We start from the raw sequence: 22,515 nt of genomic DNA, 5'->3' as shown, positions 1-22,515 counted from the left end.
GTCCTCCCTGGGTGATGGTGGTTTGGCGCGGCGTCAGGTGGTGATGGCCACTTTCAGAACACCGTCGCGCTGATTTGCGAAAAGGTCATAGGCATCCTCGATCTGGTCGAGGGTGAAGCGATGCGTCACCAGCCCCTTGAGGTCGACACGGCCCGCCCGGACGATGTTCATCATCCGGCGCATCCGTTCCTTGCCACCGGGGCACAGGGCCGAACGGATGGTTTTTTCGCCAAGGCCCGCCGCATAGGCATCCAGCGGAATGCGCAGGTCGGTCGAATAGACGCCAAGGCTCGACAGGGTGCCGCCGGGGCGCAGCACGCGCAGCGCGGCCTCGAAGGTGGATTGCAGACCAAGTGCCTCGATGGCGACATCGACCCCGCGCCCATCCGTCAGATCCATGATCGCATCGACCGGATTGTTGGAGGCCTTGAAGTCGATCACCTCATCGGCGCCCATGCGTTTGGCCATGGCCAGGCGGGCGGGCACGGTATCCACCGCGATGATCCGGCTGGCCCCCATAAGGCGGGCGCCGGCGGTCGCGCACAGCCCGATCGGCCCCTGCGCAAAGATTGCCACCGTGTCACCGATCTTGATGCCGCCGTTTTCGGCCCCGGCAAAGCCGGTCGACATGATGTCGGGGCACATCAGCACCTCTTCGTCGGTCAGGCCGTCGGCAATCGGGGCAAGGTTTGCCATGGCATCGGGCACCAGCACATATTCGGCCTGACAGCCATCAATGGTATTGCCGAACTTCCAGCCGCCAATCGGCTTCCAGCCATGTTTGGTGCCCGCACCATCCTGCGAGCAATAGCCGCAGAGGCAGGCATTGCTCCAGCCCGAGGGGGTGATTGCCCCCGCGATCACGCGCTGGCCTTCATAGAAACCCGTCACGGCAGAACCGAGCTTTTCGATCACGCCGACCGGCTCGTGGCCGATGACCAGACCCTTCTCGACCGGATATTCCCCTTTCAGGATATGCACATCCGTGCCGCAGATCGTGGTGGTGGTCACGCGCATCAGCGCATCATTCGGGCCGACATCCGGGATGCGTTTGTCATCCAGAACGATGCGACCCTTTTCCACGAAAATCGCGGCTTTCATCATGCTAGCCATATGGTCCTCCAAACCTGTTCAAAAAGGGCGCGCGCCGCGCGCCCTCTGGTCGGTGCGATCAGATGTATTCGAACACTTCGTCCATATTGCCGAACAGGATCACGGTGTTGTCGTCGATCCGCACCATCCGGCCATAGTGGGTGGAGGTGTTGACCTCGAAGATCTCGGCCGTCATGTCGCGGCCCAGATATTCGCTGATGTCATCCATCTTGAAGATCAGCTTGCCTTCGCCGTCGATGCGGATGGTGGCCGGGTTGTAGGTCACCGTCACCTTCGGGTCCTGGTCCATGTATTCGGCGATGGCGCGGGCCTCGACCGAGTCATTCATGGTGACCCCGCATTCATGCGAGATCTCGCGGCTGCTCAGGTCGATGTCCTTCATCGACTTGAAGATGTTGCTTTTCGTGCTGTCACGCGCAGTGGTGGACATTCTGAGTTCCTTTCAACGGCCCAGGCCGAGTTCGCCAAGGATCTGGCCCACACGCTCTTGCGAGACGGCGCGGGCATCCTCGAAGGACACGGGCTTGGAATGGGGTTGCGACCAGATGGGTTGCAGGGCGCTCGCGGCCTTGGCGGCCAGATCACCATGTTTCTTGACCCAGGACTGAAGCAGGCTGCGGTTGTGCGCGCCGTGCTGGGCGTCGTTGACCATCAGATACATGAGGTCGATGGTGTTCGCGAGATTGCGCTCGTAATCGGCCTCGGCGGCCGAAATCACCGGCGGGGTGATGAAATCGCTGTTCGCCGCCGCTGCCTGCATCAGGAAGCCCGACCGGAACAGCTCGCCCACCATCGGTTCGAAGATGATGTTGATGGCGAAATACTGTTCCAGATAATCCTCGGTCCCCATGATCGCCTCGATGGCGTGGCGGGTCGGTTGCCAGATCGGATCCTCCAGCCAGGCGCGTTTGCCGGCCTCGTCATCCCAGCCTTCGATATCCATGCCGATTTCGGCCAGATACAGCGTGATGTCCTGCGCCAGCCGCATCTTGTAGGACGAATTGGTCAGCGTGGCGTTGTTGATCATCTGGGTATAGCCATAGCGCTGCGCCTGCATGAGCGAGGTGCCAAGGCCGAATTCCGCATGTTTCCAAGCGCCCAGATGCACTTGCAGGATCCGCTGCCAGGCCTTGTCGAACACCAGATGCGCCCCGGCCTTGCGGGCATTGTTGATGACCGACTGGACCATGTTCTCGATCTTGGCCTGCCGCTGGTAATGGGTCCGCTCCCATTCCTGATCCGGGGCGCGGAACGCGTGCCAGTTTGACGACAGCGCGCGGGTATTGTCCTTGGTATAGGCCCCCTTGCCGTTGCCGAAGCTGATGATCCAGTCCTGGATCAGATAGCGTTCGGGATCGGGCTGCACATCCACCGTCACGTCTTCGTAATGGGTGGCGCGTTTGCCGCGCGGCTCGAAGTAGTTGTATTTGCGGCTGGTGGATCCGGCAAAGATCGCGGCGCCTGCGGCACCCGATCGAACCGGCGTGGACGTTGCTGTCATGTCTCTCTCTCCCTGTGGTTATGTCCGTTTCCCGGACGAGCGATCGGGCCGGCCTTAGTGGCCCGATGAACCGGACGTCGTGGTGAAACGGTCGAAGAAAATCCGCTCGCTGTCGAAATCGAGCATGAAAAGCGTGGGTTGCAGCGCGTCGATCATCGGCGGCGGTCCGCAGGCATAGACATCGCCCTGCCCCGCCAGCCCCTGCGCCTTCAGGCGGCGCGATACCGCCTCATGGACAAAGCCGCGCTCGCCCTCCCAGCCGGAATCCTCTGCCGCATGTGACAGGACCGGGATGAACGTGACCTCGGGATGGGCCGCCGTCAGGCTGCCGATCTCTGCCAGATGGAACAGGTCGGCTTCACTGCGGGCGCCATAGAAGAACAGCACCTCGCGTGTCTCGCCGCTGGCCACCTGATCCTGAAGGATCGACCAGACCGGCGACATGCCCGACCCCGCGCCGACCAGGATCACCGGCCCTTCCCGGTTTTCCCGCCGGAAGCACATCCCGAAGGGCCCGCTGACCCGGACGGAGGCTCCGGCCCGGATTCCGCCGCTGTCGAGCTGGTTGGAGAATTTTCCGTCGGGGTATTTCTTGATGATGAAGCTGAGGTTTTGGGTTTCGCTCGGCGGATTTGCCATGGAGAACGAACGCGTGATCGTCTCCCCTTCTTCCGTGGTGACTGTGATGTCGACATACTGGCCCGCCCAGAATTTCAGCGGTGCATCCAGTTCGATCTGCACGCCGCGAATATCATGCGTCAGCTTTTGGAAATCGGTGATCCGGCCCTCGAATTGCTTGACCGGGATCGATTTCGACAGAACCTCTTCGTCATAGTTCAGCAGGTCTATCGTCAGATTGTCATAGGGCAGCGCCCGGCACATCAGGATCTGCCCGCCATCGCGGTCGCTTTCGTTCAGCGCGAAGGTGGAATATTTCAGCATCTCGACCTCACCATCGAGAAGTACGCATTTGCAGGCCGAACACTGGCCCTCCTTGCAGCCATGCGGCAGCGAGATGCCCTGGCGGAACGCGGCATCGAGAACGGTCTCATTCTCGTTCACCTCGAATTCCACGCCCACAGGCTCCAGCCTTACGTTGTAAACCTCGCCCATTCTGTCCGGCCTCCCTTGCCGTCAGTCCGGCGACCTTTGGCCGCCCCTTCATCGTTTCTGTTCTGGGTGCGGGGGCCGGACATGCGGCCCCCGCGGTGGTGATCAGTTGCAGGGATTGATGGTGAAGCCCTTGCGATACTGGGCCAGATGCGCCTCGCGCGCCTCGGGCGACATTTCGCGCAGCAGCGTCAGCGGCGACATCAGGGTGTGGCCTTTCACATCGTCCAGCGTCCACATGTCCTTGTTGTCAAAGCGCAGATGCGGCTGCGGGACCAGAGTCTTGCCGTCTTCACGGACAAAGTTCAGATCCTTGATCGCATCGGCCAGATCCCAGCCGTGATACAGCGTTTCCCATTCGCGCTTGCCCGAGAACTTGCCCATCGCCGGGGTCGGACGGCCCTGGTATTCGTCCGAGAAGGCCTCGACGGCGGTCCAGCGGTCCAGTTCATGGGCGAAGGTGTGCAGCTGGCCGTCGATCGTGTCCGTCACCATGTCCTCGCGAATGAGGCAGGGCACGAGGCAGGACCAGCAGCGATGCGGATAGACGTAGCCGACTTCCTCGTTGAAGGTGATGACCTTCTGGCCGGGCTTCGACAGCTTGGCATACCAGGCCCAGAACTCGCCGAATTCGGCGTGCCAGCCCGGATACTTGTGCTCAAACCATTCAAAGTCCTTGTCGGTCTGCGCCTCGATCCGCCAGAAGTTCACCGGCCAGCCCACGGCAAAGAACTGCGCGACCTTGTGGACGTAGTTTTTCTTGGTGATGCGGTTCCAGGCTTCCTGCACATCGTCGTGGTGCACCTTGATGCCGTATTTTTCCAGCGGCAGCATATAGGTGCGGTAGTAGTCCTCGAAGATCCAGCGGTGCCACATTTCCGCGTAGGATTCTTTCTCCTTGTCGCGGTTGGTGGTGCCGTATTCGATCAGCGTGCCGATGGCCGCATCAACGATGGCGTGGTTCTGCCAGAACGCATAACGCAGGTCGCGCTCCAGCAGCTGGTGGTTCTCCGGCTCTTTCAGCGCGGCCATCAGCAGCGAGTGGCCATTGCCGATGTGGCGCGATTCATCCGACTGCACCGACAGGAACACGGTCGGCAGCGCATAGTCACCATTGCGGGCGGCTTCCGACGGCATGGCCACGAACAGGGTGTTGGTGAATGCGGTTTCGGCAACCACGGTCAGATACATGCAGGCCGAGGTCATCACGTCGCCGGTGATGAAGCCTTCACCGAACTGGCGACCGATGGTGGTGGCATAACATTTTCCGAACGCTTCTTCGGTAATGTCGAAACCGGCCGGGTCGATGTAGTTTTCCATGTACCACTTCTTCAGGTTCATCTGAATGGTGGAGTGGCGGAATTCGTCGACCATCTGCATGGTAAAGCCAGTGCGCAGGTCTTCGCCGGGCGCGATGCGGGCCACCATGGCCATCGACCGTGCCGCCGAGATTTCCGGGAAGGGGATGATCGCCAGAAACAGCTTCATCCATTCCACCCAGCGCGGCTGCACATTGCGGAACATGTCACCACGCAGCGCGGCGTCGAGCGCGCCATAAACCCGGTTGTCCTTTTCTTCCTGCATCGGGAAGTAGGAGCGCAGCACCTGTTTCATCGGGTCGCGCGGGGCTTTGTTGATCTTGTAATCGGTCGGGAAGGTTGCCGCTTCCTGAACATAGGTCGGGTTCCAGCCGAGATCCGAGATCTTCTTCGTCGCTTCGCCAACGGAAATACCGCGCTGCGACGTGATCTTGTTGAGCGTCAAAGACGTCATGCCATGAGCCTCCTTGTGGTGGACGGCACGGGCGGCTGCCCGGTGCCGGTGAACGGGGCGCGCCCGTCCGGGGATGGTCCGGCGACCGCAGGGGCGGGCCGGGTCTTCGGGTCACGGCAAAGGTTCATGGGGGCAGAGAATGCAAAAGCCGCCCCGAACCGACATGCGTGCTGCATCCCTGCTCCGGTGGTCATTCTCATAACGCCTCCCCTCCTTCGTTCTTGCGCGGCGCCCTGCATCGGAGCGCGGCCTCTTCTGCCGGGGATACAAGCACGGGCCATGCCAACGGCGCGGCGGGGGCGATGTTTTTTGCGGCATTCGTGCAAGAAACAAATCAAGGCGTTGAATTATATCGGTAAATAATTTTCAGCCGCCGCAGTGGGGCGGTTCAGCCTGTGGCGCGCCCGGCGCGGGGGCTGCTGTGACGAAAGGTTACACCTGTAACGATGCGCTGTTCCAAAACAGGGCAAAGTTGAAACATCGGGCTGTAACGTGGCCTCAAAGCCGCCGCTCCGGCACGATTCGCGGCGGGTGGATCATGCTGCGCTGCGACAAATCCACGCGGCAGCGCGGCATGTAATCCTTGGCAACAGGTGTAACGACGGGCTGTTGCAAAACGTTACATCTGTTGCGATGGTTTTATAATTTCACATTAAAATTCAGCATCTTACGAGGATTTAGCTGCTTCTTTGGGCGTCCGGGGAATGGTAGAATACCGGAACGCCGGGCTGCACCGGCCTGTCAGCCAAAGGCCGAAGCCATGCCAGACCCGATCCCCCTGCCGCAGCCACCGTCCCGCCAGATCGCAGAGCAGGTCGTGGCGCGTGCTCCGCTGGATCTCATCTTCACCATGAAGTTTCTGGGGCAAAGCCAGGAACTGCTGCACAGCCATTTTCGCGCCTTTCTGGAACAGGCGTTGGCTGGGGCGGGTGTCACGGTGGAGAGCCATCCGCTGCTGCCCTTTTTCATCGACAGCCATGCGGTTGAGCTGCGCGACTTCGTGTTCACCGGCGTCTCTCTCGCGCGGCAATTTCACCTGCGCGAGATCGAAACCCTCACCGGCGATGCCGAAACCCTGATGCGAGTGGATATCTGGGATGCGCTGGCCAGCCATATCGACATGGCCGAGGCGCGGTTTTCCGCCGGAATCTCCCGCGTTGTGGCGCAGCTTCTGGCCGACGAAGCCGCCATCCGGGGTGGCCCGTGATGCGGTGCTTAGTGCATCCCGCCGGATTGTGCGGCTCCGGGCAGCTGCGCCCAGATCGCACCCAGATCCTCGCGCAACTGGCGGTGGGTGGCCTGCATCACCGCGTCGCGCATGGGGTTCGACAGGCCATCCAGCGCGCTTTGCAGGACTGCGGCCTGCTGAGGGCCGGGGCTTTCGGCGGCCATGGCGGCGGCGCGGACCATCGGATGATCGGCCCCGAGTGCGGCTTCGGCCTGGGCCGCCAGCGCAGCAAGGAAGCGGGCATCAAAGGCGAAAGGCATCATCGCAAGCTCCGGTATGGCGGGGGAATGGAGGGACCATGACAAAAGGAACCACGGGAATGCAAGCCCTGCTGACTGCACAATTTGATACCACCGCGGCCCTGTCGGCGCTGACCGGCGAATATCACCGCCTGCTGCAACATTGCGCCGCCGCGGCCTTTGCCCGCCAGATGGCCGAATCCGGCCCCAGCGCCGCCCTGGCCGAAGCCGAGGTGGAAGAGGCCCGCGTGGCCGCCCTGGCCGAAGCCTGCGCCCTGCGCATTGCCGAGCTTGAACAGCGACTGGGCGCGGTGTCGCGCGACCTTGAAACCCTGCTTTGAAGGAGCCATCCCCCATGGATCAGACCACCCTGCCCCGCCCCGACGCCGCCTCGGTCCAGCCCGCGCTGTTTGAATTGCTGGCGCGCAGCTGGACGCCGGGCGCGGCCGTGACATCGCTGTGTTTTGATCGCGCCGGGGCCACAGTGGCCTTTGCGTTGGCCGATGGCCGGATCGCGCTGGCAGCCCTGGCCGATGCAGAGCCACCCGAAAAGCGCATCCGGCAAGAGGTGGACACCGGACGCACCACCATCCGCCCACGCGACAAGGCACTGCCGCCGCTGGCCCTGACCGAGGCGCTGGAGGATGGCCCGGCCCGGATCGTCGCCTCCAACAGCCATGGCTTTCTGGTCGCAGGCCGGTTTGGCCAGATCTTCCGCGTGACCCCGCGGGGTCAGGTGTTGCGCCTGCTGAAAGGCACACAGCCGGTCTCGGCGCTGGCCACCGATGGGCAGGGGCGCTTTGCCATTGCGCAGGAAACCGGCGTCACGCTCTATGATGAAACGGATCTTGTGCCGTTCCAGTCCCTGCCCGCCCGCTGCCGTGCCGATGGGCTGCACTTCCTGCCGGATGGCGAGTTGGCAATTGCCAGTGAACAGGGCCTGTTGTTGTGGCGTCCAGGCAGCCCGCCCGAACGGCATCCGGTGCAGGCCGAGGGCGCGATGGCGATTGCTACGGATGGCGGCTGGCTGGGCGGGGCGACCCGCAGCGGTGGCCTCTGGCTGATGCAGCGCAACAGCCATCACATTGCCCAGATCGGCAATTTTCGCGCCCCGCCCGGATCGACCAGCTTCAGCGCGCCGTCGGGCGCGGTTTTCGCCTCGGGCGCGTTCCGCATTGCGGGCTGGTCGTTGCAGGATGCGCCCTTCACCAGCGATGCCACCGGTGCGCTGCGCAATGGCCGCCCCGGTCTGGTGCTGATCGAGACGGTTGCCGCCCATCCCGACCGCCCTCTGGTTGCCGCCGGAAGTGCGGATGGCGCGGTGGTCGTGGCACAGATCGGCCAGCCCGATGAAATGCTGCTGCGCCATGCCTGCGGCAGCCCCGTCACCGCCCTGTGCTGGTCGGCCAATGGCACGCATCTTGCGCTTGGCACGGCGGCGGGCGACGCCGCAATCGTCACCTTCCCCCCGCATCTGTTCAAATGACCCCACTTTTCGGAGATAAAGCCATGACCCAGACCACAGACCTGACCGCCGAAGACCGCAGCAAGGATGCGTTTTTCACCCGGATTGCCGAAGTGTCGCAGGAAATGATCGGCGCGCATGGCAAGGATTTTGCCATGGGCACGCTGGTTCTTGCCGCGCGCTGGATTGCCGACAACAAGATCAGCGCCGCCAAACCGCCGCACTAGGCGGGGCTAGCGCCGGGCGTCTTCGGGCAGGTCCGGCTCTGCCAGCATCCAGCGCATCTGATCCAGCAGGATCTCGGCCCCGCCATCGGCGAAGCCGAGCAACCGCGCCTCGCGTGGCGGCATCCCCGCCGCGCGGGCAAGGCGGATGCGCGCCAGATCCCCCTGCAATCCGGTATCCAGCACATGCGACCAGGCACAGAATTCCTGCATCCGATGGGTGACGAAGGCGAGGCAATCGCGCAGCGCGGCGTTCTGCGGCCAGGGGGCTGCGGCATCCCCGGCCCGCAAGCCAAGCGCCGAGCTGTGCACCGCACTGCCCAGCAGCGTCAGCACGCCGCGCCGCCAGCGCCCGTAATCGCTCTGATCCGAATGGTCGAGCCCGACCTCATAAAGCTTTTCCGCCACCAGACGGAACGCCCGCCCACCCGCGATATGCCGCCGCCAAAAGCTGTTGGCCTCTTCGGCGCAGGTGCAGGCAATGAACTGCTGCGCCAGTTTGCGCCGCAGCAACAGCGCCAGCACCATATCGACATCCTCCGATACCGAGCGCGCCAGTTGCAGCGCCGGGATGGGCAGCCCGGCCAGCACCAGCATCCGCAGCCCCGACAGCGTATCGACCAGCCGCGAAGTCAGCGCCTCCAGCGCCGCGACCTGTGCGGGGATCAGCGCCAGCCCGTCCAGCCCCGCCCCGACCCGGGCCGCCGTGCGCAGCGCCATGGCCCAGATCAGGGTCTGATCGAACAGACACAGCTGGTCATGCGCCGCCGTGTCGGGCGATGGCGTGCCGGGGCTGGCCGTCCGCTCTGCCGGGCGGGGATCCGGCAGCGGGGTGATACCCGGCACCGTGGCCATGCAATCGCCCCAGATCCGGTCCAGATCATGCCCGCGCGCCGACCAGACCAGCCGCAGCTTGGCGGCAAGCCGGGGGCTGAGGGCGCGGTAATGGGTGTCCGGGCTGGTGCCGCTGCGCATCGCAGGATCCTTTCGCTGCACTGCCCGGATCAGACTCGAGCCGCGTCCTCAGTGCAATGGCTTTGTGACACCGGGGGCGGACCGGCATGACCCAATCCCCGCGCCACAGCCTTGCCGCCCGGCAGACTCAGGGGCTGCGCCAGCATCTGTCGGCCCGGCAGTTGCAGGCCATCGCGTTGTTGCACCTGACCAATGATGGCCTGATGGTGCATCTGCAACGCCGGGCCGAGGTCAACCCGATGTTGCGGCTGCGCGGCGGGCCGTCGGTGATGACAGAGCCGGGCGGCGCGGAGGCCGAACAGCCGCAATCGGCCCCCGGCCTTCAGGATCATGTGCTGCGCCAGATCCGGCTGATGATTTCCGATTCCGCCAGCCTGACCCTGGCGATGGCTTTCATCGAAGCGCTGGATGCGAATGGCTGGCTTGACCGTCCGCTGCCTGAGATCGCCACGGCCGCGGGGCGCAGCCTGCCCGAGGCACGCGCGCTGCTGGCGCGGTTGCAACAGGTGGAGCCGGCCGGCCTCTTTGCCCGCGATCTGCGCGAATGTCTGGCCTTGCAGGCCGAAGACCGGGGGCAGCTTTCGCCCGCAATGCTGGCGGTTCTGGCGCGTCTGCCGCTGTTGGCGACGGGCGGCTTGCGGGCGGTGGCCGAGGCCGCCGGGCTGCGCCCCGAAGAGGTGCAGCTTTGCCTTGGCCAGATCCGCCGGATGAACCCCAAACCGGGGGCAGCGTTCGGCAATGATGCCCCGCCGCTGCGCGAGCCGGATCTGATCGTGACGCAAGCGCCAGAGGGCTGGCGCGTCGATCTGAACCGCAGCACCTTGCCCGCCATCCTGTTGCCGCCGCGCAGCCCGGCACCGGATGCAAAGCTGCGCGCCGCCCGCGCCGAGGCGGAATGGCTGGCCAATGTGCTGGAGCGGCGCAACCGCACCGTGCTGGCCGTTGCAACCGAAGTTTTGCGGCGGCAGCAGGGGTTTCTGGATCAGGGTCCGGGCAGCCTGATTGCGCTGCGGCAGGCCGAAGTGGCGGCAGCCTTGTCGCTGCATGACAGCACCATCAGCCGGGTATCGCGGCATCTGCTGGTGGCAACCCCGCATGGGATGCGCAGCCTGTGCAGCTTTTTCGATGCCGCCCCGCTGGCCGCCCGTCATCTGGATCTGGCGCCCTCGTCTGCCGCCATCCGCCACCGTCTGCGCCAGATCATCGCGGGCGAAAATCCGGCGGCCCCGCTCAGCGATGCGGCGCTGGCCACGGCACTGTGGCGCGAGGGCAAACCGCTGGCCCGGCGCACGGTGGCGAAGTTCCGACACGAGCTGGGCATCCCGCCGATGCTGTCGCGCCGCCGCCCGCGCGCGGCCACGGCCGAGGCCTAGCTGAAAGGCCGGAGCTGCGACCATCGTCCTGTGCCGCGCGCCGTCACAATGCTGTAAGCTCGGGCAAAGAGCGTATAGCGCCCTTTCGATTCAAGCGCGGGGAGGCGCAGTTGGTCGGGATCAGGAACGCCGAACGGCACAGCCAGTCCATCCGCGACTCGTGGGAGCGGTGCAGCCATCAGCATGGGCTGCTGCCCTCGACCCGCCGCCCGGTGCTGCGCTTGCAGATGTCAGAACTGTCGCCCCGGTCGCAGGCCTTCCGCGAGCGGATCGGCGGCTGCGTGCAGGATCTGGACCATCTGGCCGATCTGGCGATGCGGGCGGGAAGCTGCCTTGTGGTGACGGACCGCGACCGGGTGCTGGTCGATCTGCGCAGCCGCACCGGCACAGTGGCGGATTATGCAACCTATGGCATCGCCATGGGCAGTTGCTGGGATGAAAAGATCGCAGGCACCAACGGCATTTCGATGGCGATGGGCGAAGGCGGGGCCTTCACCGTGCGCGGCGATGACCATTTTCACAGCTGTTTCCGGCCTTTCGCCTGCACATCGGTGCCCTGTCTGGATGCCGAAAGCAGTGTGATCGGCGCGCTGACGCTGGTGACAACCGACCGGCGCAATGCCTTTGACTATGTCTTTGCCCAACACGCGCTGTCGCTCGCGGCGGACCGGCTTCAGGCCCGGTTGTTCCACCGCCACCATGCGCCGCATCTGAAGGTGCGGATCAGCGATCCGGCGGGGGGTGGCACTCTGAGGCCCAATGCGCTGGTGGCGCTGGACGATGCCAAACGCATTGTCGGCGTGACGGCTTTTGCCGCGCATCTGATGGGGGCGCGCGCGCCTGAAACCCTGATCGGCCAGCGGCTTGAGGCGCTGTTCGATCTGGATCTTGAAGCCTTGCCGCGCAATCCCGATCCGGTGCTGCATCTGCGTCTGCCCCAATCGCCACGTGCTGCACAGCGCCCGGCAGGTGGCGGCACGCGTGGCCTCGGGGCCGGGCTGCGCCGTCTGGCCGCACAGGGGCCGGACATGGCACTGCTGATCGACCGCGCGCGCAAACTGGTGGCGCATGGCAGCCCGCTGCTGATCTGCGGCGACAGTGGCACCGGCAAAAGCCAGTTCGCCGAAGGGCTGCTGGAAGATCTGGGGCGGCAGAAAGGCGTGATGCTGGCCATGGATTGCGATGGTCTGGCGGCCAATCCGGCACAGGCGGCGGCCCTGCGCAGCGCGCTGGATCAGGCCCGCCGCCTCAGCGCCGCCCCGGATGATGGCTGCCGTCCGGTGCTGTGGCTGGAAAACGTCGCGGCCCTGCCTGCCGAACATCAGGCCGAACTGGCGCAGTTCCTGACCGGGCTGGAGCGGGCAGGCCAGCTGGAGGTGCGGCCCGGCCAGACCGCGGCACAGGGCGTGGTGATCCTGTCCACCGTGCGCGGCGACTGGCAGGAGCTGGCCACGGGTGGGTTGCGCCCCGATCTGCTGCATCTTCTGGGCAAGGCGGTGATCCGCCTGCCCAATCTGCGCGATCGCGATCTGTCAAAGGTGATATCCGCTCTGCTGGATCAGCACCGCCCGCCTGACATCAGCCTGTCGCCCGAGACCGAGGCCCTGCTGCACGCCCATGACTGGCCGGGAAATCTGCGCGAACTGGCCTCGGTTCTGGCCGAGGCGCTGGTCTGCGGCAATGGGCAGCGTATCACCGCCGCCGATCTGCCCGCGCGGCTGCACCGCTGCCCAACGGATGCACCCCCGCCTGAAATCAGCCTGCGTGATGCGTTGGATAGCGCGGGGTGGAACGTCACCAAAGCCGCGCAGATCATGGGCATCAGCCGCGCCACCATCAACCGCCGCATCGCCGCAGAAGGTTTGGCCCGGCCCCGCTGACGGGACCGGGCCGGGGCTCAGATCTCGCGCGCGGTCATCTTGGCCGCGATGCTTTCGGCCTGCCGGATTGCCAGTGCCACGATGGTCAGCGTCGGGTTCGCCGCCGAGCTGGAGGTGAACTGGCTGCCATCCGACACGAACAGATTGGCCACATCATGCGATTGCCCCTGCGCATTCACCACACCCCGCGTGGGATCGGCTGACATGCGGTTGGTGCCCATGTTGTGGCTGGCCGGGTAGGCGGGCAGGTTGTAGATCGCCTTGGCCCCCACCGCATCATAGATCTCGCCGGTGACATTGCAGGCATCTGCCGTCATCGCATGATCGTTGTTGTGGGGTGTCTTGGTCACCACCGGCACCGGCAGGCCATATTGGTCGCGTTCCGTCGCGTGCAGGGTGATGCGGTTGTCGGCCCGCGCCATATCCTCGCCACAGACCCAGACGCCCGACATATTGCCATATTGCTCCATCGCCTCGGCGGTGCGGCGGCCCCAGCCGGTATTGCCCGGCTCGAGGAAGGCCGCGAGGAACGGCAGGCCCAGCGACAGGAATTCCAGGTGATAGCCGCCCCGGAAGCCGCGCGTCGGATCATCGCGCACCTCGTCGGCCACGATCCCGGCAACCGAGGTGCCGCGATACATGCGCACCTTTTCGGGCATCGCCGCATAGACACCCGCCGTTGTGTGGCACATGTAATTGCGCCCCACCTGACCGGAGCTGTTCGCCAGACCATCGGGGAACAACGACGACGCGGAATTGAGCAGAAGCCGCGGGCTTTCGATCGAATTGCCCGCCACACAGACCACCCGCGCCTTTTGCAGATGCTGATTGCCCGCCGCATCGGCATAGAGCACGCCGCTTGCCCTGCCCTGCGCGTCATGCTCGATCTTCAGCACCATGCAATCGGTGCGGATCTCGCAATTGCCCGTCTCCACCGCGCGCGGCAATTCGGTGTACATGGTGGACCATTTCGCCCCGACCTTGCAGCCCTGCATGCAGAAGCCAATCTGCTGGCAGGCCGGTCGCCCGTCCCGATCCACCGAATTGATCGCCATCGGGCCAGAGGCGATATTGCTGCGCCCGGTGCGCCGCGCGCCTTCGGCCAGCACCCGGAACCCGTTGTTCCACGGCAGATGCGGCATCCCGGTGGTCTTGCCCGTGACACCCATCTTCAGCTCGGCCCGTTCGTAATAGGGCGTAAGCTCGGCCAGCGACAGCGGCCAATCCTCCAGATTGGCATCGGCCATGTCACCATAGGTGCTGCGGGTCTTGAACTCGTATTCCTTGAACCGCAGCGCAACGCCCGCCCAATGGATCGTCGATCCGCCATACCCTTTCACGATCCAGGCCGGAAGGCCCGGATGGTTGACCGCATGATGCCAGCCGCCCGCCGAGATGCGTTTGTCCAGCCAGGAGATCTTGTTGAACATCCCCCATTCATCGTTTTCGATATCGTCCTGCGTATAGGGTTTACCCGCTTCCAGCACGACGGATTTGATGCCCTTCTGAGCCAGCTCATTGGCCAAGGTTCCACCCCCGGCCCCAGAACCGACGATCACGACAAGGCTGTCATCGTTCAGATCGAATTGTGTCATCTGCGGCCCCCTTATTGCACGGCAGCGAGGCGGTCCGCCTCGGAGGGGCCCTGTGGCACCCAGGTGATGTCGCTGAAGCCCCGGTCGGCATAGCCGCCTTCCTCCCAGGAAGAGCCCTCATAGTTGAACCGGGCCCAGAGCGCCTTGTTGTCATAGATGCCAAAGTAGGTGGCCCAGCGGATCTTCTGGAAAAACGCACCGTGCTGCACCGCACGCAGCAGCGCCTCGCGCGCATCGGCATCCGCCACCGCCGCAAACGCGCTGCCATGCAGCGCCGTCGCCTGCGCATCCAGCGCCGTCAGCCCGTCGGCCAGCAGGGTCTTGACCTCGGCATCCGTTTCGGCCTCGGTCATCAGTGCATCCGCAATCGCCTGATAATGCTCCGGCTCCACCAATGTCGGGTGCGGATAGATGTCCTGCGTCATGCGCAGCAGCGTCGCCGCCGCATCGGGGCCAAGCGCCGGTCCGGCCCAGGCTGTGCCGTGACCGAGGCTGGCCACGGCAACGCTGGCCAAGGCCGAACTGAGCAGAAAGCCCCGGCGGCTGAGCCGGGCCTTGGCGCGCGGCGCAGGCCGCCGACGGGTGAGAAAGTGTAACATGGTATCCTCCCTTGGTTTTTTTGTGGTTTGCCTTGGTTGATCGCAGGGCGGGGCCTCCACGCCCCGCAGCGGGATCAGGCGGCGCAGGGCCATCCGTCCCGGGTCAGGGCCGCCAGTTCGCGGCTGGCGTGAAGGTGCAGCTGCCGGGCAAAGGCGGCGGCATCCACACTGCGGCTTTCGGCGGCCAGCGTTGTATGCAGCGCCGGATCGGGGGCGAAACCGTCGCCCAGATTGCGGTGCAGGGCGGCAATGGCGCGACAGGCCGGGGCCGGATCACCCGACAGCAACACAAGCGCATGGGCCAGCACCAGCGGCCCCTGCGCCGTGGCGCGCCAGCGCTGCGCGGTGCCCACGATCTTGCGCCCGCGCAGGGCAAGGTTCCACAGGCCGTCACAGAACGCCCCCGGCACCGGCGCGGGTGTCGCGGCAAGGCCAAGCGTGGCAAGGCTGGCGACCAGCGGTGCGCAGAGCAGACGATAGCCATCCGCGATGCCGAACCCCGCCGGGGCCGAAAAGACCAGCGCGAGGTTCAGCACACCCGGCCCCTGCGGCACGGTGCCGCCGCCGCTGGGCCGTGTATGCAGCGGCCAGCCCCGCGCCGCACTGGCCGCTGCCGCCGCCGCAAAGCCGGTCTGACGCGCGGTGCTGGCAGGCAGCACGAGACCACGTTGCGCGGCAGTCCAGAGACAGACGCCCGCCTGCCCCGCCGCCAGCAGCGCCGCCTCTGCCGCCAGCCCCTCGGCCACATCGGCACAGCGCAGCAGCGGCCCAGTCATGGCACAAAGCTTTCAATGGCGGTGCAGAGATCGGTCAGAAAGGCGGCGGCAGGCGCCCCGTCAACCGCGCGGTGATCGAAGGTCAGCGACAGGCCCGCATAGGGGCGCAAGGCCATGCCGCCCTCCGCAGTCCGCACCGCCCGGTCGGTGATGCAGCCGATGCCCAGAATCCCGATCTGCGGCGTGTTCAGGATCGGGGTAAACTGTTCCACCCGCGTCAGCCCGAGGTTGGAGATGCAGAAACTGCCGCCCGTCATCTCGGCGACGCTCAGTTTGTTGATCCGCGCCCGCGCCGCCAGATCCTGCCGCGCCGCGCGCAGCCCGGCCAGATCCAGCCTGTCGGCCCCGAAGATCGCCGGCGCCACCAGCAAGTTGCCGGGCAGTGCGATGGCGACCGACAGGTCGACCGCCGGGGCAAGATGCACTTCGCGCCCCTGCACCCGGCCATTCAGGCCGGGGTGGGCTTGCAACACCCGCACCACCACCAGCATCAGCAGATCCTCGACCGAGGCCTTGATCCCCTGCGCCGCCAGATCGGTTTTGGCGGCCAGCAGCGCTGTCACATCGGCCGCCGCATGGTGGGTCAGCTGTGCTGCCTCATGCAGGCTTTGCACCATCTTGTCGGCAATCATGCCGCGCACACCGCGCAGCGGCACGATCTGCGGATCGGAAGGCAGCGCCGCCGTCATGTGATCTGCCCGATCACATCGCCCTTGGCGACCACCTCGTCCTGTTCTTTCAGGATCACCAGCGTGCCCGACGCGGTGGCGAGGATTTCATATTGCACCTTGGCGGTCATGATCTCGGCCAGCAGCGCGCCTTCGGCCACGCGGGATCCGGCGCTGACCAGCCAGGAGGTGATGACCGCCTCCTGGTCTTCGTCCCACAGATCGGTCGGAATGGTGATATTGGTTGTCATCTGGAATGTCCTTTTCTGGCGGGCGGCAGCGGGCCGCCCGTTCTGGTGTAGGGAGTTGGGAAAGCCGGGTCAGGCCGCGTGCATCGCGCGCCAGGCCCCGATGATCTTGTCGGGATTGGGCAGGCAGAACTGTTCCATCCCACGGGCAAACGGGATCGGCACATCCGGGTAGGCGATGCGCTTGGGGGCCGCTTTCAGCCCGGAAATATCATGTTCCGTGACCGTGGCGATGATTTCGCCCGACAGGCCGTAGCTCATGTAATCCTCGTCCACCACGATCAGCCGTCCGGTCTTGGCGACCGAGGCCCGGATCGTCTCGCGGTCCAGCGGCACGAGCGAGCGCAGGTCGACCACCTCGGCGCTGACGCCATCGGCCTCCAATCGTGCTGCGGCCTTCAGCGCGTGATGCACCCCCATGCCGATGCTGACGATGGAGACATCGCGCCCCTCACGCACCACCCGCGCCTTGCCGATCTCCAGCGTATAGCTGTCCTCGGGCACATGCACGGTGGCGGCGGCTTCGGTGCCCAGCCAGCCCATGCCCTGCAAGCCCTTGTGATACATATAGATCACCGGGCTGTCATCGCGCAGCGCCGCCGTCATCAGGCCCTTGGCATCATAGGCGTTGGAGGGGGCCACCACCTTCATGCCGGGCAGATGCGCAAAGCTGCCATACAGACATTGCGAATGTTGCCCCGCATCCGAATAGCCGCCGCCGGTCGAGGTCATCAGCACCATCGGCACCTTGAAGCTGCCACCCGAAAAATAGATGTTCTTCGCCATCAGGTTGTAGATGGCATCAAAGCAGACGCCGAAGAAATCGACGAACATCAGCTCCACCACCGGGCGCATGCCGTCCTGCGCGGCCCCCACCGCCGCGCCGATGAAGCCGGTCTCCGAAATCGGCGTGTCGCGCACCCGGTCTGCGCCGAATTCGTCCAGCAGGCCGCGGGTATTGCCGAACACCCCGCCCAGGGCGGCGATGTCCTCGCCCATCACGAAAACGCGCGGGTCGAGGCGCATTTCCTGTGCCATGGCCTCGGCCATGGCGCGGGCGATGGTCAGTTTGCGTTCATTGGTCTGTTGCATGTGATCCTCCCGAGATCATGTCTGGCGTCAGGCGAAAACGCTGGTCAGCGCGTCTTCGGGGCGGGGATCGGCGCTGTCGCGGGCAAAGCGGATTGCATCCTCGACGGTGGCTTCGGCTTCGGCCTCGATCCGGTCCAGCTCGGCGGCGGTGGCATGGCCTTCGGCCAGCAGTCGCGCCCGCATCGCGGGGATCGGGTCACGGGCAAACAGCCCGTCCTTTTCGCCCTTCGGACGATAGCCTTCGGCATCGCCCATGAAATGCCCGGCCAGACGGAAGGTCTCCACCTCGATCAGGGTCGGGCCTTCGCCCCGCCGCGCCCGCGCAATCGCCTCGCCCGCCACCTCGTAGATTTTCCAAGGGTCGTTGCCTTCGACATAATGCCCCGGAATGCCATAGGCAGCGGCGCGCACATGGTTGCGCTCCACCGCGGTCGAGGCGCGTTTGGAGACAGAGATGCCCCATGCATTGTCTTCGATCACGCAGATGAACGGCAGGTTCCATACGGCGGCCAGATTCATCGCTTCGTGAAACGCGCCCTGATTGGCGGCCCCTTCGCCGATGAAGGCGACGGCAACTCCGGTCTTCCCCTGGATCTTGCGCGACAGCGCCGCGCCAACCGCAGGCCCCATGCCCTGCGCAATGATGCCCGAACAGGCAAAGTTCACATCGGCGTCGAAGATGTGCATATGCCCGCCGCGCCCGCCCGACAGGCCCGTGGCCTTGCCGAAGATCTCGGCGGCCATGCGGCGCAGATCGACGCCCTTGGCGATGGCCTGATGATGCGGGCGATGCGTGGCCGTCACCACATCCTCTGCGGTCAGATGCGCACAGACGCCGACGGCGACCGGCTCTTGCCCGTCAGACAGGTGCATCTCGCCGGGGATCGGGCCATTGGCCATGTTGAAGACGGGGGTCTTGCCTTCGAGATAGATCTTCTCGATCGTTTTCTCGAAGCGGCGGCTGATGACCATATGCCGGTACATCCAGCCGAGGCTGTCCTTGGTGGGTTGCATTGTCGTCCTCCCTCGAATGTGGCCACTTTGGGCCACCCGTGGCCTTACAGGGCCGCGTCAGAGAGGATCCGGCAATGTGGAAGATCGGGCCGGGGCGGGCGCGATGGCCCAGTGTATCAGCGCGCCCGCCACGAGACAGCAGACTGTCGCAAAGCCGCGCCTTGAGACAGTCTGTGCAGGGGGCCAAACCTGTGCTTGCACAGCCGGGCCCCCTGCGAGTCGTTACAGAACCATGTCGCGGTCCAGCGGGAAGATCGGGCGGATCGCGCGTTTGTAGGGGCGGCGATGCGCCTGCGGCGTGGCCAATGCGCCGCTGTCACAGACGATCACCCGCCCGGCAATCGGCTCGAACGCGGCGCGGAAATGCTGCATGGATTTCAGCGCCAGCACCGCGTGCTGCGTCGGTTCGATGCCGAAGGCGATCAACTGCTGACGGTCCAGCATCTGCTCGCCCTCGGTCACGATCAGGATGTCGATGCCCTGAACCCGCAGCACCGCCGTCGGCCCGAAAGTATGCGACACCCCACCCATGATCGGCCCGTCGCCGGTAAAGGCCCCGTCCGACAGGCACATGATCTGCCCGGTCAGCATCAGCGGCGCACCGCCAAAGCTGGGGTCTGCCTTGCCACCCACCGCCAGCGTGACCGTATCGCCCACCGCATGACGATGCAGCTCTGCCGCCGCCTCGGGGTCGATCATCGGGGAAAAGGCGGCATTGGTGATCCCGGCATCCAGCAGGGCCTTGAGCAGCGCCGTCGCATCGCCATAGGCGCCCGCACCGGGATTGTCGGCATAGTCAGAGATCACCAGCGGGCCATTGGCGGTATCAAAGCCCTTGGCGATGGCGGCGGCATCCTCCACGCTCAGGAACTCGTTCGCCGTGTTGTGCCGCCCCGCCCAGATGCGGGCGGCAAGCGCCTGTGCGATCTCGGCCGCACGGGCGGCGGCGCCCGGAACGGCGGTGTCATGCGTCACCAGCACGGTCGGGCCAAGGATCTTGGTATCCGCCTCGGCAAAGCCCGCATTGATCGACACCGCCAGAATCCCCGGCTCCTGCTCATGGCGCTTGGCATCGTCGTAAAGCGCTGCGGTTTCGGGCACATCGGTCCGCCCGCCATTCGCCTCGTCCAGCATCGGCAGATGCGTGCGCAGCGTGGCGGGGCGCACCGAACCGGCCATCGCCGCCCCCAGCAGCCGCGCCGCGTGCTGCCCGGTCAGCCGCATGTCGACATGCGGATAGGTCTTGTAAGACACATAGATCTGCGCATCCCGCACCATTTCGGGGCTGACCATCGCATGCAGGTCCAGCGTCACCGCAATCGGCAGATCGGGGCCGAGGATGGCGCGCAAGCGGCGCAGCAATTCGCCTTCGCCATCATCGCAGAATTCCGGCACCATGGAGCCGTGCAGCCCCAGCGCCACCCCGGTCAGTGTGGCCTTGTGCGCCTCGGCGGCAGCACAGATGCGGCCCGCGATATGGTCATAGGCCTCGCGCGCCACACAGGCGCCGGGCGTCGCATGAGCCGAAATGGCATGGGTGATCTGCCAGCCCTCGGCCTTAGCCACATCCAGAAAGCCCGCCAGTTCGGCATTCACATCGCCGCGCCGGGAAATGCCCGCCTCGCCTTCATGCAGCGTGTCAACGGCAAAGGCGTGCAGCCCGGTTTTGCCTTTCTTGAACGTGTTGGATTCATGGATGAATTCGGCGGTCAGAACGTGAAAGGTCATGGGTCAGGCTCAGCTTTGAGGGTGAAAACAGGCAAGAGCGTGGCCGCTCTCGTCGCGCAGCAAGGCCGGGTTTTCGCGGCGGCACAGGTCTGTCGCCACCGGGCAGCGGCTGGCAAAGGCACAGCCGGGCGGCAGGGCGAAGGCGGATGGAATCTCGCCGGTCAGCGCGGCCAGTGATTTGCGCTGGCGCGGATCGGGGGTGAAATTGCTGGCCATCAGCGCCCGCGTATAGGGATGGCGCGGCGGCGCTTTCGGATCGGGCAACACCTCGACCACAGCCCCCAGATACATCACCACGATGCGGTCGCAGAAATACCGCACCAACCCAAGATCATGCGAGATGAACAGATAGGTCAGGCCGAGCCGCGCCTTCAGATCCTCCAGCAGCGCGATGATCTGCGCCTGGATCGACACATCGAGCGAGGCGGTCGGCTCATCCAGCACCAGAAAATCGGGGGCCAGTGCCAGCGCCCGGGCGATGCCCGCACGTTGCCGCTGCCCACCCGAAAGCTGGTGCGGGAAGGCGCGCGCCATTGCGGGCGACAGGCCAACCTGCGCCAGCAGCTCCTGCACCCGGCCTTCGGGCATCGGCAGGCCCTGCGCGCGGTAGGGTTCGGCCAGCACATCGGCAATGGTGTAGCGCGGATCCAGCGAGGAATAGGGATCCTGAAACACCATCGCCATGCGTCGGCGCATCAGGCGCAGCGCGGCGGGGGACAGGGTGGTCAGGTCGGTGCCGTCAAAGCGCACCTGCCCCGCTGTCGGTTCGATCAGCCGCAGAACCAGCCGGGCCAGGGTGCTTTTGCCACAGCCGCTTTCGCCCACCACGCCCATGACGGCGCCTTTGGGAATGGCCAGCGACACATCGCGCACCGCCATCATGGCCCGTGGTTTGGTGAACCACCCGCCCCCGGTTTCAAACCGGCGCGACAGGTGATCGAGGGTGACCAGCGGCTCAGTCATGCGGCTGCTCCATGGGGTGATGGCAGGCAAGACGGGTCTCGCCGGTGGTGATGGGGGGCACGGTGCTGCGGCACAGATCGGTGGCCCGCGGGCAGCGCGGATGATAGCGGCAGCCCGGCGGATAGGCCGCCACCGAGGGCACGGCACCGGGAATACCGGTCAGCGCGCCGGGGGCCATGCCTTCGCGCGGGATGCAGTCGATCAGCGCCGCCGTATAGGGATGCGCCGGATGGGCGAACAGCGCCCCCACCGGCCGCGCCTCGGCCAGTCGCCCGGCATAGAGCACCGCCACCTTGTCGCAGGCCTGCGCCACCACCCCCATGTCATGCGTGATCAGGATCAGGCCCAGACCCCGCTCGCGCACCAGCGTCGTCAGGATATGAATGATCTGCGCCTGCACCGTCACATCCAGCGCGGTTGTCGGCTCGTCCGCGACGATCAGGTCCGGCTCACCGGCCAGCGCCATCGCAATCACGATGCGCTGCTTCATGCCACCCGAAAGCTGATGCGGATAGGCTTCGCAGACCGCCGCCGCCTCGGGGATGCGCAGTTGCGTCAGCAGATCAAGGGTGCGGGCCCGCGCCGCCTGTGCCGACAGGCCCAGATGCAGCCGCGAGACAACATCCACCTGCGCCCCGATCCGTTGCACCGGATCCATCGCCGTCATCGGGTTCTGGGTGACAAAGCCGATGCGCCGCCCGCGCAGCGCCCGCAGGTCGCGTTCGCGCAGGCGGGCCAGATCGGTGCCGTCAAAGCGCACCGCGCCCGCCGTGATCCGCCCGCCGATCAGCGGCAAAAGCCCGGTCAGCGCCAGCGCGGTCAGCGATTTGCCCGACCCGCTTTCGCCCACCAGCCCGAGGATCTCGCCCCGGTCCAGCGCGAAAGAGATGCCCGACAACGGGCTGACACTGCCGATGGAGACGGACAGGTCTGTTACGTCCAACAGCATGT

23 protein-coding genes are annotated in these 22,515 nt (G+C 65.4%); 6 read left to right on the top strand and 17 right to left on the bottom strand.

Translation table 11 applies throughout. From position 1 onward, the window contains the following. Positions 1 to 33: 33 nt before the first annotated feature. The 5 genes from KM031_RS18860 to KM031_RS18840 form a co-directional block, all read right to left on the bottom strand. Positions 34 to 1,113 (bottom strand): NAD(P)-dependent alcohol dehydrogenase, encoded by a 1,080-nt coding sequence (locus KM031_RS18860; protein WP_215505695.1) that lies wholly within the window; start codon positions 1,111 to 1,113, stop codon positions 34 to 36. Between the two features lie 58 nt (positions 1,114 to 1,171). Further along, positions 1,172 to 1,543, bottom strand: a complete 372-nt coding sequence (locus KM031_RS18855) for an MmoB/DmpM family protein (protein WP_215505694.1) — start codon at positions 1,541 to 1,543, stop codon at positions 1,172 to 1,174. A gap of 12 nt (positions 1,544 to 1,555) precedes the next feature. Further along, positions 1,556 to 2,614, bottom strand: coding sequence for an aromatic/alkene monooxygenase hydroxylase subunit beta (locus KM031_RS18850; protein ID WP_215505693.1), 1,059 nt, complete (start codon positions 2,612 to 2,614; stop codon positions 1,556 to 1,558). 54 nt (positions 2,615 to 2,668) lie between these two features. Then, the gene (locus KM031_RS18845) at positions 2,669 to 3,727 is read right to left on the bottom strand and encodes an NADH:ubiquinone reductase (Na(+)-transporting) subunit F (protein ID WP_215505692.1); all 1,059 of its coding nucleotides are present in this window, start codon (positions 3,725 to 3,727) and stop codon (positions 2,669 to 2,671) included. 102 nt (positions 3,728 to 3,829) lie between these two features. Continuing rightward, on the bottom strand, positions 3,830 to 5,497 hold the full coding sequence (locus KM031_RS18840) for an aromatic/alkene/methane monooxygenase hydroxylase/oxygenase subunit alpha (protein WP_215505691.1): 1,668 nt from the start codon (positions 5,495 to 5,497) through the stop codon (positions 3,830 to 3,832). 760 nt (positions 5,498 to 6,257) lie between these two features. Between KM031_RS18840 and KM031_RS18835 the strand changes: the two genes are divergently transcribed. Further along, the gene (locus KM031_RS18835) at positions 6,258 to 6,704 is read left to right on the top strand and encodes a hypothetical protein (RefSeq protein ID WP_215505690.1); all 447 of its coding nucleotides are present in this window, start codon (positions 6,258 to 6,260) and stop codon (positions 6,702 to 6,704) included. Positions 6,705 to 6,712: 8 nt separating this feature from the next. Here KM031_RS18835 and KM031_RS18830 read toward each other — a convergent pair whose 3' ends face one another. Then, entirely contained in the window at positions 6,713 to 6,988 is a 276-nt protein-coding gene (locus tag KM031_RS18830) for a hypothetical protein (RefSeq protein ID WP_215505689.1), read from the bottom strand. Between the two features lie 35 nt (positions 6,989 to 7,023). Between KM031_RS18830 and KM031_RS18825 the strand changes: the two genes are divergently transcribed. Genes KM031_RS18825 through KM031_RS18815 form a run of 3 tightly spaced genes read left to right on the top strand, consistent with a single transcriptional unit; the run spans position 7,024 to position 8,656 of the window. Continuing rightward, positions 7,024 to 7,305 carry a hypothetical protein gene (locus tag KM031_RS18825; RefSeq protein ID WP_215505688.1) on the top strand — a complete coding sequence of 94 codons (282 nt, stop codon included), beginning with the start codon at positions 7,024 to 7,026 and terminating at the stop codon, positions 7,303 to 7,305. A 14-nt stretch (positions 7,306 to 7,319) separates the two neighbouring features. Beyond that, positions 7,320 to 8,450, top strand: coding sequence for a WD40 repeat domain-containing protein (locus KM031_RS18820; RefSeq protein ID WP_215505687.1), 1,131 nt, complete (start codon positions 7,320 to 7,322; stop codon positions 8,448 to 8,450). Between the two features lie 23 nt (positions 8,451 to 8,473). Next, positions 8,474 to 8,656, top strand: a complete 183-nt coding sequence (locus KM031_RS18815; protein WP_215505686.1) for a hypothetical protein — start codon at positions 8,474 to 8,476, stop codon at positions 8,654 to 8,656. A gap of 6 nt (positions 8,657 to 8,662) precedes the next feature. Here the strand turns inward: KM031_RS18815 and KM031_RS18810 are convergent, their stop codons facing one another. Next, positions 8,663 to 9,628 carry a hypothetical protein gene (locus tag KM031_RS18810; RefSeq protein WP_215505685.1) on the bottom strand — a complete coding sequence of 322 codons (966 nt, stop codon included), beginning with the start codon at positions 9,626 to 9,628 and terminating at the stop codon, positions 8,663 to 8,665. 86 nt (positions 9,629 to 9,714) lie between these two features. On the opposite strand from KM031_RS18810, the gene KM031_RS18805 reads away from it, so the two are divergent. Together KM031_RS18805 and KM031_RS18800 are read left to right on the top strand one after the other, a co-directional pair. Further along, entirely contained in the window at positions 9,715 to 11,001 is a 1,287-nt protein-coding gene (locus KM031_RS18805) for an RNA polymerase factor sigma-54 (RefSeq protein WP_215505684.1), read from the top strand. 110 nt (positions 11,002 to 11,111) lie between these two features. Next, complete coding sequence (locus tag KM031_RS18800) at positions 11,112 to 12,881, top strand: sigma-54-dependent Fis family transcriptional regulator (protein ID WP_215505683.1); 1,770 nt, start codon at positions 11,112 to 11,114, stop codon at positions 12,879 to 12,881. A 17-nt stretch (positions 12,882 to 12,898) separates the two neighbouring features. Here KM031_RS18800 and KM031_RS18795 read toward each other — a convergent pair whose 3' ends face one another. From KM031_RS18795 to KM031_RS18750, 10 genes are all read right to left on the bottom strand, one after another. Then, a complete protein-coding gene (locus tag KM031_RS18795) occupies positions 12,899 to 14,476 on the bottom strand; it encodes a GMC family oxidoreductase (protein ID WP_215505682.1) in 1,578 nt (525 codons plus the stop codon). A gap of 11 nt (positions 14,477 to 14,487) precedes the next feature. Beyond that, complete coding sequence (locus KM031_RS18790; RefSeq protein ID WP_215505681.1) at positions 14,488 to 15,075, bottom strand: gluconate 2-dehydrogenase subunit 3 family protein; 588 nt, start codon at positions 15,073 to 15,075, stop codon at positions 14,488 to 14,490. A gap of 74 nt (positions 15,076 to 15,149) precedes the next feature. Then, on the bottom strand, positions 15,150 to 15,851 hold the full coding sequence (locus KM031_RS18785; RefSeq protein ID WP_215505680.1) for a lipoate--protein ligase family protein: 702 nt from the start codon (positions 15,849 to 15,851) through the stop codon (positions 15,150 to 15,152). Next, entirely contained in the window at positions 15,848 to 16,540 is a 693-nt protein-coding gene (locus KM031_RS18780; protein WP_215505679.1) for a 2-oxo acid dehydrogenase subunit E2, read from the bottom strand. The genes KM031_RS18785 and KM031_RS18780 overlap by 4 nt, the downstream gene beginning before the upstream one ends. Next, the gene (locus KM031_RS18775) at positions 16,537 to 16,770 is read right to left on the bottom strand and encodes a biotin/lipoyl-containing protein (RefSeq protein ID WP_215505678.1); all 234 of its coding nucleotides are present in this window, start codon (positions 16,768 to 16,770) and stop codon (positions 16,537 to 16,539) included. Before KM031_RS18775 ends, KM031_RS18780 begins: the two co-directional genes overlap by 4 nt. Before the next feature lie 69 nt (positions 16,771 to 16,839). Then, positions 16,840 to 17,859 (bottom strand): alpha-ketoacid dehydrogenase subunit beta, encoded by a 1,020-nt coding sequence (locus KM031_RS18770; protein ID WP_215505677.1) that lies wholly within the window; start codon positions 17,857 to 17,859, stop codon positions 16,840 to 16,842. A gap of 27 nt (positions 17,860 to 17,886) precedes the next feature. Continuing rightward, the gene (locus KM031_RS18765) at positions 17,887 to 18,873 is read right to left on the bottom strand and encodes a thiamine pyrophosphate-dependent dehydrogenase E1 component subunit alpha (protein ID WP_246567110.1); all 987 of its coding nucleotides are present in this window, start codon (positions 18,871 to 18,873) and stop codon (positions 17,887 to 17,889) included. Between the two features lie 222 nt (positions 18,874 to 19,095). Further along, positions 19,096 to 20,601 (bottom strand): M81 family metallopeptidase, encoded by a 1,506-nt coding sequence (locus KM031_RS18760; RefSeq protein WP_215505676.1) that lies wholly within the window; start codon positions 20,599 to 20,601, stop codon positions 19,096 to 19,098. Positions 20,602 to 20,610: 9 nt separating this feature from the next. Then, positions 20,611 to 21,564, bottom strand: coding sequence for an ABC transporter ATP-binding protein (locus KM031_RS18755; RefSeq protein ID WP_215505675.1), 954 nt, complete (start codon positions 21,562 to 21,564; stop codon positions 20,611 to 20,613). Further along, complete coding sequence (locus KM031_RS18750) at positions 21,557 to 22,513, bottom strand: ABC transporter ATP-binding protein (protein WP_215505674.1); 957 nt, start codon at positions 22,511 to 22,513, stop codon at positions 21,557 to 21,559. The genes KM031_RS18755 and KM031_RS18750 overlap by 8 nt, the downstream gene beginning before the upstream one ends. Positions 22,514 to 22,515: the final 2 nt, after the last annotated feature.

Origin of the sequence: Gemmobacter fulvus (assembly GCF_018798885.1) — a bacterium.
In the GTDB taxonomy this organism is placed as follows: Bacteria; Pseudomonadota; Alphaproteobacteria; order Rhodobacterales; family Rhodobacteraceae; genus Gemmobacter; species Gemmobacter fulvus.
The sequence above is the reverse complement of the archived record's forward strand: the minus strand, read 5'-3'. Positions and strand labels throughout refer to the sequence as shown.

Excerpts from the sequence above, each read along its gene's own strand:
- KM031_RS18765 (WP_246567110.1), bottom strand. The coding sequence starts at position 18,873 with ATGCAACCCACCAAGGACAGCCTCGGCTGGATGTACCGGCATATGGTC.
- KM031_RS18825 (WP_215505688.1), top strand. The coding sequence starts at position 7,024 with ATGACAAAAGGAACCACGGGAATGCAAGCCCTGCTGACTGCACAATTT.
- KM031_RS18830 (WP_215505689.1), bottom strand. The coding sequence starts at position 6,988 with ATGATGCCTTTCGCCTTTGATGCCCGCTTCCTTGCTGCGCTGGCGGCC.
- KM031_RS18775 (WP_215505678.1), bottom strand. The coding sequence starts at position 16,770 with ATGACAACCAATATCACCATTCCGACCGATCTGTGGGACGAAGACCAG.
- KM031_RS18850 (WP_215505693.1), bottom strand. The coding sequence starts at position 2,614 with ATGACAGCAACGTCCACGCCGGTTCGATCGGGTGCCGCAGGCGCCGCG.
- KM031_RS18810 (WP_215505685.1), bottom strand. The coding sequence starts at position 9,628 with ATGCGCAGCGGCACCAGCCCGGACACCCATTACCGCGCCCTCAGCCCC.
- KM031_RS18755 (WP_215505675.1), bottom strand. The coding sequence starts at position 21,564 with ATGACTGAGCCGCTGGTCACCCTCGATCACCTGTCGCGCCGGTTTGAA.
- KM031_RS18790 (WP_215505681.1), bottom strand. The coding sequence starts at position 15,075 with ATGTTACACTTTCTCACCCGTCGGCGGCCTGCGCCGCGCGCCAAGGCC.
- KM031_RS18805 (WP_215505684.1), top strand. The coding sequence starts at position 9,715 with ATGACCCAATCCCCGCGCCACAGCCTTGCCGCCCGGCAGACTCAGGGG.
- KM031_RS18820 (WP_215505687.1), top strand. The coding sequence starts at position 7,320 with ATGGATCAGACCACCCTGCCCCGCCCCGACGCCGCCTCGGTCCAGCCC.
- KM031_RS18815 (WP_215505686.1), top strand. The coding sequence starts at position 8,474 with ATGACCCAGACCACAGACCTGACCGCCGAAGACCGCAGCAAGGATGCG.
- KM031_RS18785 (WP_215505680.1), bottom strand. The coding sequence starts at position 15,851 with ATGACTGGGCCGCTGCTGCGCTGTGCCGATGTGGCCGAGGGGCTGGCG.
- KM031_RS18845 (WP_215505692.1), bottom strand. The coding sequence starts at position 3,727 with ATGGGCGAGGTTTACAACGTAAGGCTGGAGCCTGTGGGCGTGGAATTC.
- KM031_RS18795 (WP_215505682.1), bottom strand. The coding sequence starts at position 14,476 with ATGACACAATTCGATCTGAACGATGACAGCCTTGTCGTGATCGTCGGT.
- KM031_RS18780 (WP_215505679.1), bottom strand. The coding sequence starts at position 16,540 with ATGACGGCGGCGCTGCCTTCCGATCCGCAGATCGTGCCGCTGCGCGGT.
- KM031_RS18760 (WP_215505676.1), bottom strand. The coding sequence starts at position 20,601 with ATGACCTTTCACGTTCTGACCGCCGAATTCATCCATGAATCCAACACG.
- KM031_RS18770 (WP_215505677.1), bottom strand. The coding sequence starts at position 17,859 with ATGCAACAGACCAATGAACGCAAACTGACCATCGCCCGCGCCATGGCC.
- KM031_RS18835 (WP_215505690.1), top strand. The coding sequence starts at position 6,258 with ATGCCAGACCCGATCCCCCTGCCGCAGCCACCGTCCCGCCAGATCGCA.
- KM031_RS18750 (WP_215505674.1), bottom strand. The coding sequence starts at position 22,513 with ATGCTGTTGGACGTAACAGACCTGTCCGTCTCCATCGGCAGTGTCAGC.
- KM031_RS18840 (WP_215505691.1), bottom strand. The coding sequence starts at position 5,497 with ATGACGTCTTTGACGCTCAACAAGATCACGTCGCAGCGCGGTATTTCC.
- KM031_RS18855 (WP_215505694.1), bottom strand. The coding sequence starts at position 1,543 with ATGTCCACCACTGCGCGTGACAGCACGAAAAGCAACATCTTCAAGTCG.
- KM031_RS18860 (WP_215505695.1), bottom strand. The coding sequence starts at position 1,113 with ATGGCTAGCATGATGAAAGCCGCGATTTTCGTGGAAAAGGGTCGCATC.